Raw genomic sequence first — 14,999 nt, 5'->3', positions numbered from 1 at the left:
AACTAGCCGAGGGAGCGCAGGGCTGCCAGGGCGTCCTGTGCCCCGTCGTGTTGCACGAACAGATGATCGTGGGTGTACCCGGCGACGACGTTGCAGCTGATGCCGGCGTCCGTCAAGGCGTTACTGATCGCAGCGGTCAGCCCGACAGCCTCCAGTGCGGAATGCACTTCCAGGGTGATCCATGCAGCCACGTACTCGTAGGACAGCCCCGCAGTGTCGGCTTCGCTCTGCTCGACCACGAGGGCCAGGCCCTCCTTCTCACGGACCGTGACCACCGGATGGACGCCGGAAGGGATGTCGGACTCCACGATCGAGAACACGTAGGATCCCTCGTTGAGCACCGGTGACATGGTGCGCAGAAGTGCCTGGAGAGTCGTTTCGCCGGCCATGATGTTCCTGTCCCGCTGCAAGCAGCGCGTGCTCAGAGGTTTTTTCGAGCGGTGCTCCAACGGTAGATGATGAGGCCCCGTCCATCGCGAGGTCCAGCGGCGGACGAGCGCTGCTACGCCGCTGCCGGACGTGTCGGCGGGTCGGGTCAGGACCAGACGGCGATACCGCCGGGGACGCTCGGCTAACCTAGAGCAGTGACTTACGAGATCGAGATTGGCCGAGGCAAGCGCGGACGCAGGGCATATTCGCTGGACGACGTGGCGGTGGTGCCGTCCCGGCGCACCCGTGATCCGCTCGACGTCTCCGTGAACTGGCAGATCGACGCCTACCAGTTCGAGATGCCCGTCGTCGCGGCACCGATGGACTCGGCCATGTCGCCGGCCACGGCCATCGCGATGGGCCGGCTCGGCGGCCTCGGCGTCCTCAACCTCGAAGGGCTCTGGACCCGCTACGAGGACCCCCAGCCGGTCCTCGACGAGATCGCCGGCCTCAGCACCGAGAACTTCAGCCCCGCGGCCACCCGGCGCATGCAGGAGCTGTACGACGCGCCGATCCAGGCCGAACTCATCACCAGCCGCCTGGCCGAGATCCGTGAGGCCGGCGTGACGGTCGCAGGTTCGCTCACGCCGCAGCGGACCCAGCAGTTCTACAAGACGGTCCTCGCGGCCGGCGTCGACATCTTCGTCATCCGCGGCACCACCGTCTCCGCCGAGCACGTGTCCAAGAACGAGCAGCCGCTCGACCTCAAGAAGTTCATCTACGAACTCGACGTCCCGGTGATCGTCGGCGGCGCCGCCGGCTATACCCCGGCGCTCCACCTCATGCGCACGGGTGCCGCGGGCGTGCTCGTGGGCTTCGGCGGAGGAGCGACGACGACGACGCGCAGGGCCCTCGGCATCCACTCGCCGCTCGCCTCGGCCATCGCCGACGTCGCCGGTGCCCGTCGGGACTACATGGACGAGTCCGGTGGCCGGTACGTGCACGTCATCGCCGACGGTGGGATGGGTGCGAGCGGTGACATCGTGAAGGCCATCGCCATGGGTGCTGACGCCGTCATGCTCGGTTCCGCGCTCGCCCGCGCGGAGGAGGCTCCCGGCAAGGGCTGGCACTGGGGCCAGGAAGCGCACCACCACGAACTCCCGCGCGGCGACAGGGTCAACATCGGTACGGTCGGCCCCCTCCAGGAAGTGCTGTGGGGGCCGTCCCACCACACGGACGGCACATCGAACCTGATCGGAGCGTTGCGCCGGGCCATGGCCACCACCGGTTACTCGGACCTCAAGGAGTTCCAGCGGGTAGAAGTGGTGCTCTCGCCCTATATCTCCAACGACTGATGGGATTAGAGTTGGCCTAGCTCCCCAGGGGCGCTCAACCTCCCAATGAAGGGTCTGGCCATGGCATCCGGCGCACTCAGTCCGCAGAACCGTGACGACGCGCTCCGGGCGCTGAGGGCGACCTCCGAGCCAGGGCAGGAACTCGACCTGCTGATCGTCGGGGGAGGCGTGGTGGGCGTCGGAGCTGCGCTCGACGCCGTCACGCGCGGTCTCTCCATCGGCATTGTCGAAGCCCGTGATTGGGCGTCCGGGACGTCGTCGCGGTCGTCCAAGCTGATCCACGGCGGGCTGCGCTACCTGGAGATGCTGGATTTCGCCCTGGTCCAGGAAGCGCTCAAGGAACGAGGGCTGCTGATCCAGCGCATCGCGCCCCACCTCGTGAAGCCGGTCCCGTTCCTGTACCCGCTGACCAGACGGTTCGTGGAGCGTCCCTACGTCGGCGCCGGGATCGCCCTCTACGACGCGATGAGCATGAGCGGCGGCAACTCGCGCGGGGTCCCCTTCCACAAGCACCTAAGCCGGAAGGCCACGCTGCGCGCGGCGCCGAGCCTCAAGGACGACGCGATGGTCGGCTCTATCCGCTACTACGACGCGCAGGTCGACGACGCGCGGTACGTGGTCAACATGGTCCGCACCGCCCAGCACTACGGCGCGCGGGCGGCGAACCGCGTCAGCGTGGTGGACTTCCTCCGCGAAGGCGAGCGCGTCGTCGGCGCGCGGGTCCGGGACCAGGAGAGCGGCGACGAGTTCGCCATCCGCGCCAAGCAGGTCGTCAACGCCACGGGTGTCTGGACCGACGAGACCCAGGCCATGGTCACCGACCGCGGGCAGCTGAAGGTACGGGCCTCCAAGGGCATCCACCTCGTGGTGCCGCGCGACCGCTTCCAGTCCACGGTCGGGCTCATCCTCCGCACCGAAAAGTCCGTGCTGTTCGTCATCCCGTGGGGCCGCCACTGGATCATCGGCACCACCGACACGGACTGGAACCTCGACAAGGCCCATCCCGCAGCCTCCTCGAAGGACATCGACTACGTGCTGGAACACGTGAACCGGGTGCTCAAACGGCCCCTGACGCGTGAGGACGTCGAGGGCGTGTACGCGGGCCTGCGTCCGCTGCTCGCCGGCGAGAACGATTCGACGGCCAAGCTGTCCCGCGAGCACGTCGTCGCGCACCCCGTCCCCGGGCTGGTGGTCGTCGCCGGCGGCAAGTGGACCACCTACCGCGTCATGGCCAAGGACGCCGTCGACGAGGCCACCCGCGCGCTCGACGAGAAGGTACCCGAGAGCTGCACGGAGACCGTGCCGCTGCTGGGCGCCGAGGGGTACCGGGCCGCGTGGAACATGCGCGCCCGGCTCGCCGACGACGCCGGCGTGCACGTCGCGCGCGTCGAGCACCTCCTGCAGCGGTTCGGCACGCAGGCCACCGAGGTGCTGGACCTCATCCGGCAGGATCCCGGACTGGGGCAGCCGCTGCCGGGGGCGGACGACTACCTGCGCGCCGAAGTCGTGTTCGCCGTCACGCACGAGGGCGCCCGGCACGTGGACGACGTCCTCACGCGCCGCACGCGGATCTCCATCGAGTCGTGGGACCGGGGGGTCTCCGCCGCGCCGGTGGTCGCCGACCTGATGGCGCCGTTCCTCGGCTGGAGCGACCAGCAGGTGGACCGCGAGGTGAAGCACTACCAGGCCCGCGTAGCTGCCGAGCGGCTCAGCCAGGAACAGCCCGACGACATCTCCGCCGACAGCGCCCGCATGGGTGTGCACGACATCGTCCCGCTAAGCTAGAAGGGTCGGGGGAGGCCGCAATCGGCGGCCCCGCCGGTGCGCGGCGGCCGGTTCCCGGACCTCCGATGCTGGCCGGAACTTCGAAAGGCATCCAGTGAGCGACCTGTCCCTTGAGCTGCACGACGCCGTACTCACCACCCCCGACCTCGTGATCCTGGAGATGGAGGCTGCCTCGAAGGAGGACGCCGCGGCGCAGCTCGCCGGACGGATGCACGAGGCAGGACGCATCTCCGACCTCCAGGCGTTCCTCGACCAGGTCAACTCGCGCGAGCACCAGATGGCGACGGGGCTCCCGGGTGGGGTCGGGCTCCCGCACGCCCGCAGCGAATTCGTCAACCAGACCTCGATCGCCGTGGGTGTCACGCGGTTCGGGTACAGCCTCGACTTCGGTGCTGTGGACGGCCCGGCAACGCTCGTGCTCCTCATGGCGACGCCGGCCCAGTCCTTCTCCGAGCACCTCGAAGTGCTCGCCACGATCGCGCGGAGCCTCTTCAAGGAGAACTTCCGCGAGTCCCTGCGCCGCGCGCACGACGCCGAGGTCATCGCCGAACTCATCAACTCGTCGCTGGTGTTCTTCGACCACTAGGCCCGGACGCTCAGGGCTGTTCCCGTGGCTTCCGGCCGCTGGAGCACCTGCCGGACCGCGGCCTCCGGCGCCCGCGGCATTCGTTGTTCTACAGCGGCACGAAGTACCTTTAAGGGGTGTTGAAGACCGCCCTCAAGCCTCGATGGATCCTCACGCTGATCCTCGCGATGACGATCGCCGCGGTCTTCGTGCTCCTCAGCCAGTGGCAGTTCAACTCCTCGCGGGAGGCGCCGCCGCCCGCCCCGAGCACCACGGAGAACGTCCGTTCCCTGACCGGTGTCCTCCAGCCAGGGACTCCGCTGTCCGCTGCGAACGCCGACCAGATGGTCTCGTTGGAGGGCGCCTTCCTGGCCGATACCCGGGTCCTGGTGCAGGACCGGCTCCTCGGTGACGAGGAGGGCCTCTGGGTCCTCCAGGCCTTCGAGGTCGACGGATCCGGAGCCCCGGACCGCACAGACGGAGCCTCGGTCATCCCCGTGGTCCTCGGGTGGGTGCCCGATGCCGGGGATGCCGCGTCCCTGCCCGAGCAGCAGGGTGCGGCCACCGTCGTCGGACGCCTGCTGCCGCCCGAGGCTCCCGAGGTGCAGCGTCCCGTGGAAGGACAGGTCCCCACCCTGTCGACGGCCGAGCTGTCCAACCTGTGGGACCTCTCCACGTACGCGGCCTTCGTCGTGGCGTCCGACGTGGCGGTCGACGGCGTGGAGGTCCCGTTCGCGGCCGGACTGGAGCAGGTCGTCGTCGGCCCCCAGCCGCAGGAGACGCCCGTCAACTGGCTGAACATCTTCTACGCCGTGGAGTGGGTGGTCTTCGCCGGCTTCGCGTTCTTCCTCTGGTGGCGCCTCGTCGCCGACGACTACCGCCGCACGCTCGAGGACGAGGCCGACGCGGCCGAGGAAGCCCGCCCAGCCCATCCCGGCGCCGCCGACCCCGCCGTCGTTCTCTCCACCCCCGTATCCGACCATGAAAGCGGTGCCCACCGTGACTGAGCCAGCCCTCGACCCTGCCGGAACCGGCCGCATGCCGACCAAGGGCAAACCGAAGCGGCGGTTCGGCGGCACGCATGCACAGATCCGTTCGGCCCTGACGTTCTACAAGGTGCTCGCGTACGCCACAGGCATCATGCTGCTGCTCGTCGTCGTCGAGATGGTCGCGAAGTACGGTTTCGGCTCGGAGATCGTCGCGGGTGGCGGTGCCCCCCTCCAGTTCCTGCCTGAGGTGGTCGCGGAGACGGCCGGCGGCTTCAACCTGTCGACGGCGGTGCTGATCGTGCACGGGTGGCTGTACGTGGTCTACCTTATCGCCGATTTCCGGCTCTGGCAGTTTCTGCGCTGGCCGTTCAGCCGCTTCGTCCTCATCGCGCTCGGCGGCGTGGTGCCGCTGCTGTCGTTCGTCGTCGAGAAGCGGATCCACCGCCAGGCCGAGGACGACCTCACGGCGCACCCCGAGGCCGCGCCCCGTTACTGACGGCCGCAGCCCCACCTGCCCCGCTGCCCCTTCATCAATGTGCGGCGCCGGTTCCCGCGGACTATTGTTGATGGGTGACTACCCCCGAGAACGGCTCTGAACACCGCCCTGTCCTCGTCGTGGACTACGGCGCACAGTACGCCCAGCTGATCGCACGCCGCGTCCGCGAGGCCGACGTCTACTCCGAGATCGTGCCGCACACGCTCAGCACGGAGCAGATCCTCGCGAAGAACCCCGCGGCCATCATCCTCTCCGGTGGTCCTTCCAGCGTGTACGCGGAAGGTGCGCCCCGGGTGGACGCGGACCTGTTCGACGCCGGCGTGCCCGTCCTCGGGATCTGCTACGGCTTCCAGGCCATGGCCAACGCCCTCGGCGGCACCGTCGCGAAGACGGGCCTGCGGGAATACGGATCCACGGACGTCCGGTCCGACGGCGAGGCCCGGTCCATCCTCAGCGGCACGCCCGAACACCAGAATGCCTGGATGAGCCACGGTGACAGCGTCCAGTCCGCTCCTGAGGGCTTCGACGTCCTCGCCAGCACCGCAGGCGCCCCGGTGGCCGCCTTCGCGAACGAGGAGAAGAGCCTCTACGGCGTGCAGTGGCACCCGGAGGTCAAGCATTCCCAGCACGGCCAGGCCGTGATCGAGAACTTCCTCTTCCGGGGTGCGCGGCTCGACCCGAACTGGACCACGCGGAACATCCTCGAGGAACAGGTGGAGCGCATCCGCGAGCAGATCGGTGACTCCCGCGTGATCTGCGGACTGTCCGGAGGCGTGGACTCCGCCGTCGCCGCCGCGCTCGTGCAGCGTGCGGTCGGCGACCAGCTCACCTGCGTCTTCGTGGACCACGGACTCCTCCGCGAGGGCGAGGCCGAGCAGGTGGAGCGCGACTTCGTCGCAGCGACCGGGGTGAAGCTCTACGTCGCCAACGAGCAGAAGCGGTTCCTCGACGCACTCGCCGGCGTCTCGGATCCGGAAACCAAGCGCAAGATCATCGGGCGCGAGTTCATCCGCGCGTTCGAGGAGGCCGAACGCGCCATCATGCGCGAGGCGGAAGCCGAGGGCGAGCCCATCCGCTTCCTGGTGCAGGGCACCCTCTACCCCGACGTCGTCGAATCGGGCGGAGGCGAAGGCGCCGCCAACATCAAGAGCCACCACAACGTGGGAGGCCTGCCCGAGGACCTGCAGTTCGAGCTCGTGGAACCGCTCCGGACCCTCTTCAAGGACGAGGTGCGCGCCGTCGGTGCCCAGCTCGGCCTGCCCGCGGAGATCGTGGGACGCCAGCCGTTCCCCGGCCCGGGGCTCGGCATCCGCATCGTCGGCGACGTGACCGCGGAGCGCCTCGAGCTCCTGCGCAAGGCCGACGCGATCGCCCGCGCCGAGCTCACGGCGGCAGGGCTCGACAACGAGGTGTGGCAGATGCCGGTCGTCCTGCTCGCCGACGTACGCAGCGTCGGTGTCCAGGGTGACGGACGCACGTACGGCCACCCGATCGTGCTGCGTCCGGTATCGAGCGAGGACGCCATGACGGCCGACTGGTCGCGCCTGCCGTACGACCTCCTGGCCCGGATCTCCAACCGGATCACCAATGAGGTGGACGGCGTCAATCGCGTGGTCCTCGATGTGACGAGCAAGCCGCCGGGAACCATCGAATGGGAGTAGGCGGACTCCGGAGCGGGATCAAACCCACTCCGGTCCGCACGGGCCGCGTTGCTATCCGCGGGGTCCGTTCGCTTTTCGGATAGCTTGGAAGACATGCCCATCTGGTCGAGATCAGCACGTGACAATGCAGGAAAGAAGGCGGTCGTGCCGGAGCAGGACCAGCGGGATGCAGGAGGGACGCCGGCGGATCAGCCGCACGCGGACCGACAGGGCGCCCGGTCGGAGCAGCGCCCGGCACCGTCCGACGATGCCGCCCAGGACTTCCTCCTGCCGTGGCTCGAGGGCCTCGGACCCCAGGCGATGGGGGATACGCTGCTGCATTTCCGGCCCTCGGCCGGGACGAGCATCGACCTGACCCACGCGCACCCCTCGGGACTCGCGCAGCTCCTCGCCGGGCGCCGCACGCGCCTGTCGACGCTCCTGCGTGATCCCGTCCAGTACAGCGCCGCGAAAGCCGCTGCCCGTGCCCTGCGCGCGAAGATCTTCGAACTAGGCACCGAGCGCGGTATCGACGTCGGGTACCTCGCGGCCGGCACGGCGTCGTGGCGTTCGGTGGACGACTCCGGACGCTCCGAGACCCTGAACGCACCGATCCTCCTCACGGCGGTCTCCCTGACGGTGCACCCGTCGCAGGACGACTACGAGCTGCAGATCACCGAGCAGGCCCGGATGAACCCTGCCCTCGTGCGCCACCTGCGCCACCACCAGGGTCTCCAGGTGGATCCTCCCGCCATCGCCCGGCTGGCCTACGGCACCGCACGCTTCGATCCGCACCCGGTCCTGGAGCGCATGCGTGCGCTGAGCGCAGACGTTCGCGGGATGTCCGTCGAACACCGGATCCTGGTATCGACCTTCGCCGACCTCGCCGGCGTCAGGGGCGATCCGGCCCTGCGCCCCGACCACCCGGTCCTCGCCGCCCTCATGGCCTCGGCCAGGGGCGACGCCGAAGCCGCCTCGGCCCTGTCGGGGAGCGCCGACGACGTGTCCTTCCCTCCGGCCGAAGAGCGGGACCCCGCCGAGGAACTCATGATCCTCGACGCGGACCGGGCGCAGCAGGATGTGCTCGACCTCGCCTCCGCCGGCATCAGCGTCGCCGTCGCCACCCCGCCGGGCACAGGGCAGACCCAGACCGCCCTGAACGTGGCCGCCAGGTCGGCGGCCGCCGGCAGGCGCGTCGTCGTCGCGGCGGAGCGCCGTGGCAGTCTCAATGAATTCGTGCAGGACCTCGACGGCCTGAACCTCGGGTCCCTCGTGCTCCAGGTGGGCAGCCAGACAGGTCCGACGCAACTGCGCGAGGCCGTCATCCGTGCCCTCGTCCGTAACGAGAAGGCCGCCGAGCCGCAGCTGGAAACGCTGCATGCCACGCTGACCGGACACCGCCACCAGCTGATGGAGCACGTCCGGAGCCTCCACAACGTCCGCAGCCGCTGGGGATGCTCGCCCTACCAGGCCATGCAGTCCCTCGCTGGACTCACCGCGCTCGACCCCTCGCCGTCCACGACGGTGCGGCTCAAGCGCAGCGTGCTCGACTCCATCGCCGACCGCAGGGACCTGACCGAGCGGCTCCAGCGGGCCGCCGAGCTGGGCAGCTTCAGCAAGGCCTCGACCGAGAGTCCCTGGTACGGGGCGCAACTGCTCAACCGCAAGGAGACCGAGCACGCGCACGGCCTCGCGGAGCAGTTGTCCACTGAGATCCCCGAGCTCCGGGGCAAGGTGCAGCGCGTCGCCGAGCATTCGCACATCACGCTCGGCGGAACGTTCAAGGAGTGGGGCGAGCAGCTCGAACTCCTGGTCGCGGTACGGGAGAGCCTCGACAAGTTCACGTCGGACATCTTCGACCGTCCCGTCACCGACCTGATCTCCGCCACGGCGCCTTCGTCGTGGCGCAAGGAACGCGACATCGAGATGAGCTCGATGACGAGGTCGAGGCTGCGGCGCGTGGCCAAGGAGTACATCCGTCCGGGTGTGCACATCTCGGACCTGCACACCTCCCTGCTCGAGGTGCAGCAGCAGCGCACGCTGTGGACCCGCTACGCCCTCACCGAACGGCACCCGTCGGTCCCGACCGGTCTGGCGGAGATCCACACGTCCTACCGCTCCGTGGAGGTCCTCCTCGCCGAGCTGACCACGATCCTGCGGCCCACCGCGGGCAGCCCTGACCTCGCCGCACTCGACCTGGACGGCCTCGAAGCCCTCCTGCGCGACCTCGCGCTGGACAAGGACACCCTGGAGACGCTGCCGGAGCGCACGCTGCTGCTCGACGAGATGCGCGAGCAGGGGCTCGGTGAACTGCTCGCCGACCTCGCCGCGCGGGAGGTCCCCGCCGAGCGCGTGGGGCCCGAACTCGAGCTCGCCTGGTGGCAGTCCGCCCTGGAGGCGATGATCAGCGGCGACGACTACCTCGCCATGTCGGACGGCGACAGCCTCCGCAGGCTGGAGGCCGAATACCGCCTCGCGGACGATGCCCACGTCGCTTCCGGGCCGGCCCGTATCCGGTGGACGCTCGCTGAGCGCTGGCGCGCCGCGGTGGAGGCCCACCCGGAGGACGCCGCTCGCCTGCGGCAGGAACTCAAGGACGGTACGCTCACCCTCGAGGTCTTCGCGGGCCTGCACAGGGACCTCGTGGCTGCGCTGCTGCCCGTCTGGGCGGTCAGCCCGCTCACGATCCGTGGCGCCGTTCCCGAGGGGTACACCTTCGACACCGCCGTCATCCTCGACGGCGAGTCGATGTCGCTGCAGAGTGCGGTGCCCTGCGTGGCGCGGGCCTCCCAGGTCCTGGTGTTCGGCGACGATCGCCTCGCCGGCCCCACCCGCTTCAGCATCGAGGTGCAGTCCGCCGACCGCGCGTCCACGCTCGAGCCCCTGCCCAGTGCCTTCGACTCCCTGCGCGAGGTGCTGCCCGTCCGCGGACTCACCGAGATCTACCGCGGTGTCGACCGGGCCCTGGACACCTACCTCAGCGAATCGTTCTACGGCGGCAAGCTCTCCCGGCTTCCGCAGGCCTCCGAGGTGACGGGGGAAGGACGCGGCCTCGTGGTCGAATACCTTCCGAACGGCACCGGGATGCCGAGCTCCGAGCACGACGGCGTGGAGAGCGTCGCCGTCGAGGTGAACCGGGTCGTCGAACTCGTCTTCGAGCACATCCGCCGCCGCCCGAACCTCTCCCTGGCCGTCGTGACGGCCAGCGCCCGGCACGCGGCCCGGGTCGGGGAAGCCATCCGCATGCAGATGGCGGAGTTCCCATGGGCCGCCGGCTTCTTCACCCCGGGCAGGGAGGCATTCCGTGTCGTCCCCGTCGAGCGCGCGGGCGGCCTCGTCCGCGACGACATCATCTTCTCGCTCGGGTACGGCCGGACTCCGCACGGACGGGCACTTCACACGTTCGGTCCGCTGTCGGGCCCGGACGGCCGCCGCAACTTCGTCATGGCGATGACGAGGGCCCGGCGCCTGCAGCATGTGCTGACGTGCTTCGAGCCGTCCGACCTGGATCCGGACCGGCTCACCACGGGCGCCCTGGACTTCTTCGAGCTGCTCCAGCGGGAACTCGGCAGCGGCGCAGGGCGAAGCCCTGCTGCCTCAGGCAGCAACGAGGATCCGCTGGTGGCGGACCTTGTGGACCGGTTGCGGCACCGCGGCGCAGAGGTGTGGGACCACTACGCGGGCGTCCTGGACATCGTCGCGGTACGGCCGGCGGACCTCCGGGCGGACGGGAGCGCCGCCGCAGTCCAGGACGAGCGCCCCGCTCCACTGGCCATCGAATCGGACGGCACCGGCCGCTACGGGTCGATGTCGGTGCGGGAACGCAGCCGCCTGCGACCCCAGGTCCTCGAACGCATGGGCTGGCGGTACATGCCGCTCTGGACCATCGAGGTCTTCACGGACCCGGATGGTTGCGCGGAGCGTGCGTCGGCCCTCATCGGGCTGCCGCCACGTGAGACTCCGGACCAGCCACGAACACGAAAGGACCCCGCCGGGATGCGGAAGGACGAACAGGCTCCAGAAGGCGGGATCACCGCCGGCGGCGAGCCCGGCAAGGCCGGCGATTCGTCGCCCGTCATCCCGAGGACCGCGGGCGAGGACGATCCCCGGTCTTGGGGAGACGCCGAGAGCAACCACGACGAGTGGCTCAAGGAGCAGCGTCCGCCGCACTGGGGCTGATCACCGGTCGGTGTCCGTCGGTGTCCGTCGCAGTGTTAATAGGCGTCCTCAAGTCCGTAGGCGGCCATAGGCGTCCTCCAGTCCGTAGGCGGCCGTAGGCGTTCAGGGGCCGGTGGTCAGGACGAGGTGGACGTCGCCCGAGCTGGAGGATCCGGCGAGGGACTCGGCGTCGGCCGTGCGGGCGGCGACGACCACCAGCCCGCCTGCGTCCCCGGCGCCGGGCCAGGTGCTCCCGGTACCGCCCGGGGACGTCCAGAGCACGGCGACGGAGCGGGCCAGGACGGTGGACTCCGCAGCGACGTCGTAGCCGTTGCCCGTACTGAGGACCACGTCGACGAGTTGGCCCGGGGCGAGCAGCTGGACGGTGGCGGGATCGGCCGGCCGGAGGGGGACCGCGACGGTGCCGGGTGCAGTGCCCGTCAGGAGTCCGTCCCCCACGAGGGCGGTCGAAGCCAGGGGTGACCCCTGGGACAGGGGAGCGGCCAGCTGCTGACCCAGCACCTGCTCGGGCAGGCTGAAGGTGTCCCTGCTGAGGGCCTCTTCGGGGAGCTGGACGATGGCGACGTCGGCCTCCGTCAGGATCGTCCCGACCGCGAGGTCATGCGATGCGCTGACCACCGCCGTCGTCGGGTGGTCGTCGCCCACCGCCGCCTCGACGGCGACCCCCGCCGCAGCACTGAGGAGCAGGCAGGCGAGGAGCCGCTTGTGGCGGTGCACGAGCCGGCGGAGCCGGTACCGGAGCGGGGCCCGTGGCAGGCGGGTGGACGGGGTCATAAACCGACCCTAGGCGGCAGGACCCGCACGCGACCCCGGTGGCCGGGCTATGTGGACATCGGGGTGGGCATCGGGCCCGTGGAACCCGCGCGGGCGCTCAGCGCCCGCCAGGTTCGTGCAGGACAGCGCGCCTGCTCAGGACGACGCGTGGCTCAGGACGACGCGGCAGCCTTGCCTGACGGGGACGCCGCAGCGGGGGACGGGGAGGACGCCGTCGTGCTCGGCGCCTTGGTGGTCGAGGACGATCCGGCATCCGAGCTCGACTTCGTGTCGCGCGAGTCGGTGCGGTAGAAGCCCGAGCCCTTGAAGACGACTCCGACGCTGTTGAACTTCTTGCGCAGCGTTCCCCCGCATTCGGGGCAGTCGGTCAGGGAGTCGTCGGAGAACGACTGCTGGATGTCGAAGGCGTGGCCGCAGTCCTTGCAGGCATAGGCGTACATGGGCATGGAAATCCTCCTGGACGAACTTCGCGGTCCCCGGATGGCTCTTTCGGACGACTGCTGTTGGCACTCTCCGGGGTCGAGTGCCAGTCTACACCGACGAGCCGGCCGTCCCGAAGCGAAGCAGTCCGTCCGGGGTGAAGACCCCGCCCAGCGGCTGGTCGTGGGGCCCGGACGGGATGGTGCCCGCCGGGAGGACCTCTGGCCGGTACACCACGCCCAGCCGGGGGACGGCTCCCGGTGCGCCGAGCGGATAGCGTGCCAGGAAGCGGTCGTAGTAGCCCCCGCCCTGGCCGAGGCGGTGGCCCGATCCGTCCACGGCCAGCGCCGGTACGAGGATGACGGCCACGTCGGGCACCTCGTCGAAGGAGGAACGCGCACCTGTCGGTTCATGGACGGGCGCGCGCACCGACCGCTGCAGGGGAATCCCGGGCAACCAGGACGCCCAGGACAGCTGGTACTCCGGCTCGCAGACGGGAACGACGACGCCGAAGCCGAGGCCGTGCAGTTCCTCGAGCAGCGGCGCCGTATCCGGCTCCGGGTCGACGCCGAGATAGGCGGCGACGGTCGGCCCCTGCCGCGGGGTGCCGCTCGGGGCAGAGGGGAGACTGCGGACGTACTCGACCACGACCCCGGCCAGTGCCCGTGACTGGTCCTGCCGGTCCGTAGGGTCCAGGGCTCCACGGGCACTGCGCAGCGAGGCGCGCAAGCGGGCCTTCTCCGTATCACGAGTGGGAGGTGTCATGTCACCATTGTGACAACGACCCGGGAATCCTGCGGCCGTTATGTAGTGTGGTCTTCATGACTTTGCAATCACGTGTGACGAAGGCCGTTATCCCAGCGGCCGGCCTCGGGACCCGTTTCCTCCCCGCCACCAAGGCGATGCCGAAGGAAATGCTGCCCGTCGTCGACAAGCCGGCTATCCAGTACGTCGTCCAGGAGGCCGTCGATGCGGGCCTGTCCGACGTCCTGATGATCACGGGGCGGAACAAGCGCGCGCTCGAGGACCACTTCGACCGCGTCCCCTTCATCGAGCAGACCCTCGAGGCCAAGGGTGACCACGACAAGCTCGCCGCGGTACGCCGTCCGTCCGAGCTCGGGGACATCCACTACCTGCGCCAGGGCGATCCGAAGGGGCTGGGGCACGCCGTCCTCCGCGCCAAGCTGCACGTCGGCGACGAGCCGTTCGCCGTCCTGCTCGGTGACGACCTGATCGACGAGCGGGATGCCCTGCTCGAGACCATGATCGACGTCCAGGCCAAGACGGGCGGCTCCGTGATCGCCCTCATCGAGGTGGATCCCGAACAGATCAGTGCCTACGGCTGTGCCGACATCACGGAGATCGACGGCGAGAGCCATGTCCGCGTCAACCAGCTCGTGGAGAAGCCCTCCGTCGAGGACGCGCCGTCGAACCTCGCCGTGATCGGGCGCTACGTGCTCCACCCCCGGGTGTTCGAGGTCCTCGAGACCACGAAGCCGGGCCGTGGCGACGAGATCCAGCTGACGGACGCGCTGCAGACCCTTGCTGCCGCCGATGGCGAGGGGTCCGGCGTGTACGGCGTCGTCTTCCGTGGCCGCCGCTACGACACCGGTGACAAGCTGAGCTACCTGAAGGCCGTTGTGACGCTGGCATCGGAGCGCGAGGACCTCGGTCCGGGCCTCCGCGCCTGGATCAAGGACTTCAGCAAAGACATCTCGGTCTAGCACGCCATGTGGTCGGCGAGCAGCTGGCCCGTGACCCTGAGGACAGGCGCCTTGTCCCTGAGGCCTATCCGCCACAGGGACAAGGCGGCCTGGACGGCGTTGCGCCACCGCAACGCCCAGTGGCTCGCGCCCTGGGAGGCATCCAATCCGGATCCCGAGGGGTTCCTGCCCACCTATCACCAGATGGTGCGCTCCCTGTCGGCACAGGCCCGGGCCGGATCGGCCTTGCCGTTCCTGATCACGGAGCAGGAGCCCGGCTGGCGGGAGGATCGACTGGTGGGCCAGCTGACGGTCTCCGGCATCACCTGGGGGTCCGCCATGACGGCGACGCTCGGCTACTGGGTGGACTCCGACCGGGCCGGACGCGGAATCGCACCCACCGCGGTCGCCCTTGCCACCGACTACTGCTTCGGCGACCTCGGACTGCACCGGATGGAGATCAACATCCGCCCCGAGAACCGCGCCAGCCTCCGGGTCGTGGAGAAACTCTCCTTCCGGGATGAGGGGCTCCGCCCGCGCTACCTCCACATCGCAGGACACTGGGCGGACCACAGGAGCTTCGCCCTGACCGCCGAGGAGGTCCCGCGGGGCCTGCTGGAGCCGTGGCTGGAGGGCCGGCAGACCCGGTCCGACTGAACGCTCAAATGCCCTCCGGGGCATACTCCGTGCCGACACACCGGGATCAATGCGGGAGCAGGGGAGC

13 protein-coding genes are annotated in these 14,999 nt (G+C 69.7%); 9 read left to right on the top strand and 4 right to left on the bottom strand.

Features of this window, described 5'->3' with window-relative positions; genetic code table 11:
• Positions 1-2 precede the first annotated feature (2 nt).
• On the bottom strand, positions 3-389 hold the full coding sequence (locus tag ACX80H_RS04810; protein WP_459311435.1) for an ACT domain-containing protein: 387 nt from the start codon (positions 387-389) through the stop codon (positions 3-5).
• Between the two features lie 195 nt (positions 390-584).
• On the opposite strand from ACX80H_RS04810, the gene ACX80H_RS04805 reads away from it, so the two are divergent.
• The 7 genes from ACX80H_RS04805 to ACX80H_RS04775 all read left to right on the top strand — a co-directional run bounded on the left by ACX80H_RS04805 (position 585) and on the right by ACX80H_RS04775 (position 11,378).
• Complete coding sequence (locus ACX80H_RS04805; protein WP_459311433.1) at positions 585-1,724, top strand: GuaB3 family IMP dehydrogenase-related protein; 1,140 nt, start codon at positions 585-587, stop codon at positions 1,722-1,724.
• 60 nt (positions 1,725-1,784) lie between these two features.
• Positions 1,785-3,509, top strand: a complete 1,725-nt coding sequence (locus tag ACX80H_RS04800; RefSeq protein WP_459311432.1) for a glycerol-3-phosphate dehydrogenase/oxidase — start codon at positions 1,785-1,787, stop codon at positions 3,507-3,509.
• A gap of 94 nt (positions 3,510-3,603) precedes the next feature.
• On the top strand, positions 3,604-4,095 hold the full coding sequence (locus ACX80H_RS04795; RefSeq protein WP_459311431.1) for a PTS sugar transporter subunit IIA: 492 nt from the start codon (positions 3,604-3,606) through the stop codon (positions 4,093-4,095).
• 116 nt (positions 4,096-4,211) lie between these two features.
• On the top strand, positions 4,212-5,081 hold the full coding sequence (locus ACX80H_RS04790) for an SURF1 family protein (RefSeq protein WP_459311429.1): 870 nt from the start codon (positions 4,212-4,214) through the stop codon (positions 5,079-5,081).
• Positions 5,056-5,559 (top strand): DUF3817 domain-containing protein, encoded by a 504-nt coding sequence (locus tag ACX80H_RS04785; RefSeq protein ID WP_459311427.1) that lies wholly within the window; start codon positions 5,056-5,058, stop codon positions 5,557-5,559. Before ACX80H_RS04790 ends, ACX80H_RS04785 begins: the two co-directional genes overlap by 26 nt.
• A gap of 74 nt (positions 5,560-5,633) precedes the next feature.
• Positions 5,634-7,220: a glutamine-hydrolyzing GMP synthase gene (gene guaA, locus ACX80H_RS04780; protein ID WP_459311425.1), complete on the top strand. Its 1,587-nt coding sequence runs from the start codon at positions 5,634-5,636 to the stop codon at positions 7,218-7,220.
• A gap of 93 nt (positions 7,221-7,313) precedes the next feature.
• Positions 7,314-11,378 (top strand): DUF4011 domain-containing protein, encoded by a 4,065-nt coding sequence (locus tag ACX80H_RS04775; protein ID WP_459311423.1) that lies wholly within the window; start codon positions 7,314-7,316, stop codon positions 11,376-11,378.
• 102 nt (positions 11,379-11,480) lie between these two features.
• Here ACX80H_RS04775 and ACX80H_RS04770 read toward each other — a convergent pair whose 3' ends face one another.
• From ACX80H_RS04770 to ACX80H_RS04760, 3 genes are all read right to left on the bottom strand, one after another.
• A complete protein-coding gene (locus ACX80H_RS04770; protein WP_459311421.1) occupies positions 11,481-12,152 on the bottom strand; it encodes an RcpC/CpaB family pilus assembly protein in 672 nt (223 codons plus the stop codon).
• Between the two features lie 152 nt (positions 12,153-12,304).
• On the bottom strand, positions 12,305-12,598 hold the full coding sequence (locus ACX80H_RS04765) for an FmdB family zinc ribbon protein (protein WP_459311420.1): 294 nt from the start codon (positions 12,596-12,598) through the stop codon (positions 12,305-12,307).
• A gap of 85 nt (positions 12,599-12,683) precedes the next feature.
• Positions 12,684-13,337 (bottom strand): 5-formyltetrahydrofolate cyclo-ligase, encoded by a 654-nt coding sequence (locus ACX80H_RS04760; RefSeq protein WP_459311418.1) that lies wholly within the window; start codon positions 13,335-13,337, stop codon positions 12,684-12,686.
• 56 nt (positions 13,338-13,393) lie between these two features.
• Between ACX80H_RS04760 and galU the strand changes: the two genes are divergently transcribed.
• The gene (galU, locus tag ACX80H_RS04755) at positions 13,394-14,296 is read left to right on the top strand and encodes a UTP--glucose-1-phosphate uridylyltransferase GalU (RefSeq protein WP_459311416.1); all 903 of its coding nucleotides are present in this window, start codon (positions 13,394-13,396) and stop codon (positions 14,294-14,296) included.
• Between the two features lie 6 nt (positions 14,297-14,302).
• Entirely contained in the window at positions 14,303-14,932 is a 630-nt protein-coding gene (locus tag ACX80H_RS04750) for a GNAT family N-acetyltransferase (protein ID WP_459311414.1), read from the top strand.
• The last annotated feature ends 67 nt before the right edge of the window (positions 14,933-14,999 follow it).

The sequence above is a fragment of the Arthrobacter pasteuri genome (genome assembly GCF_054510955.1).
The sequence above is the reverse complement of the archived record's forward strand: the minus strand, read 5'-3'. Positions and strand labels throughout refer to the sequence as shown.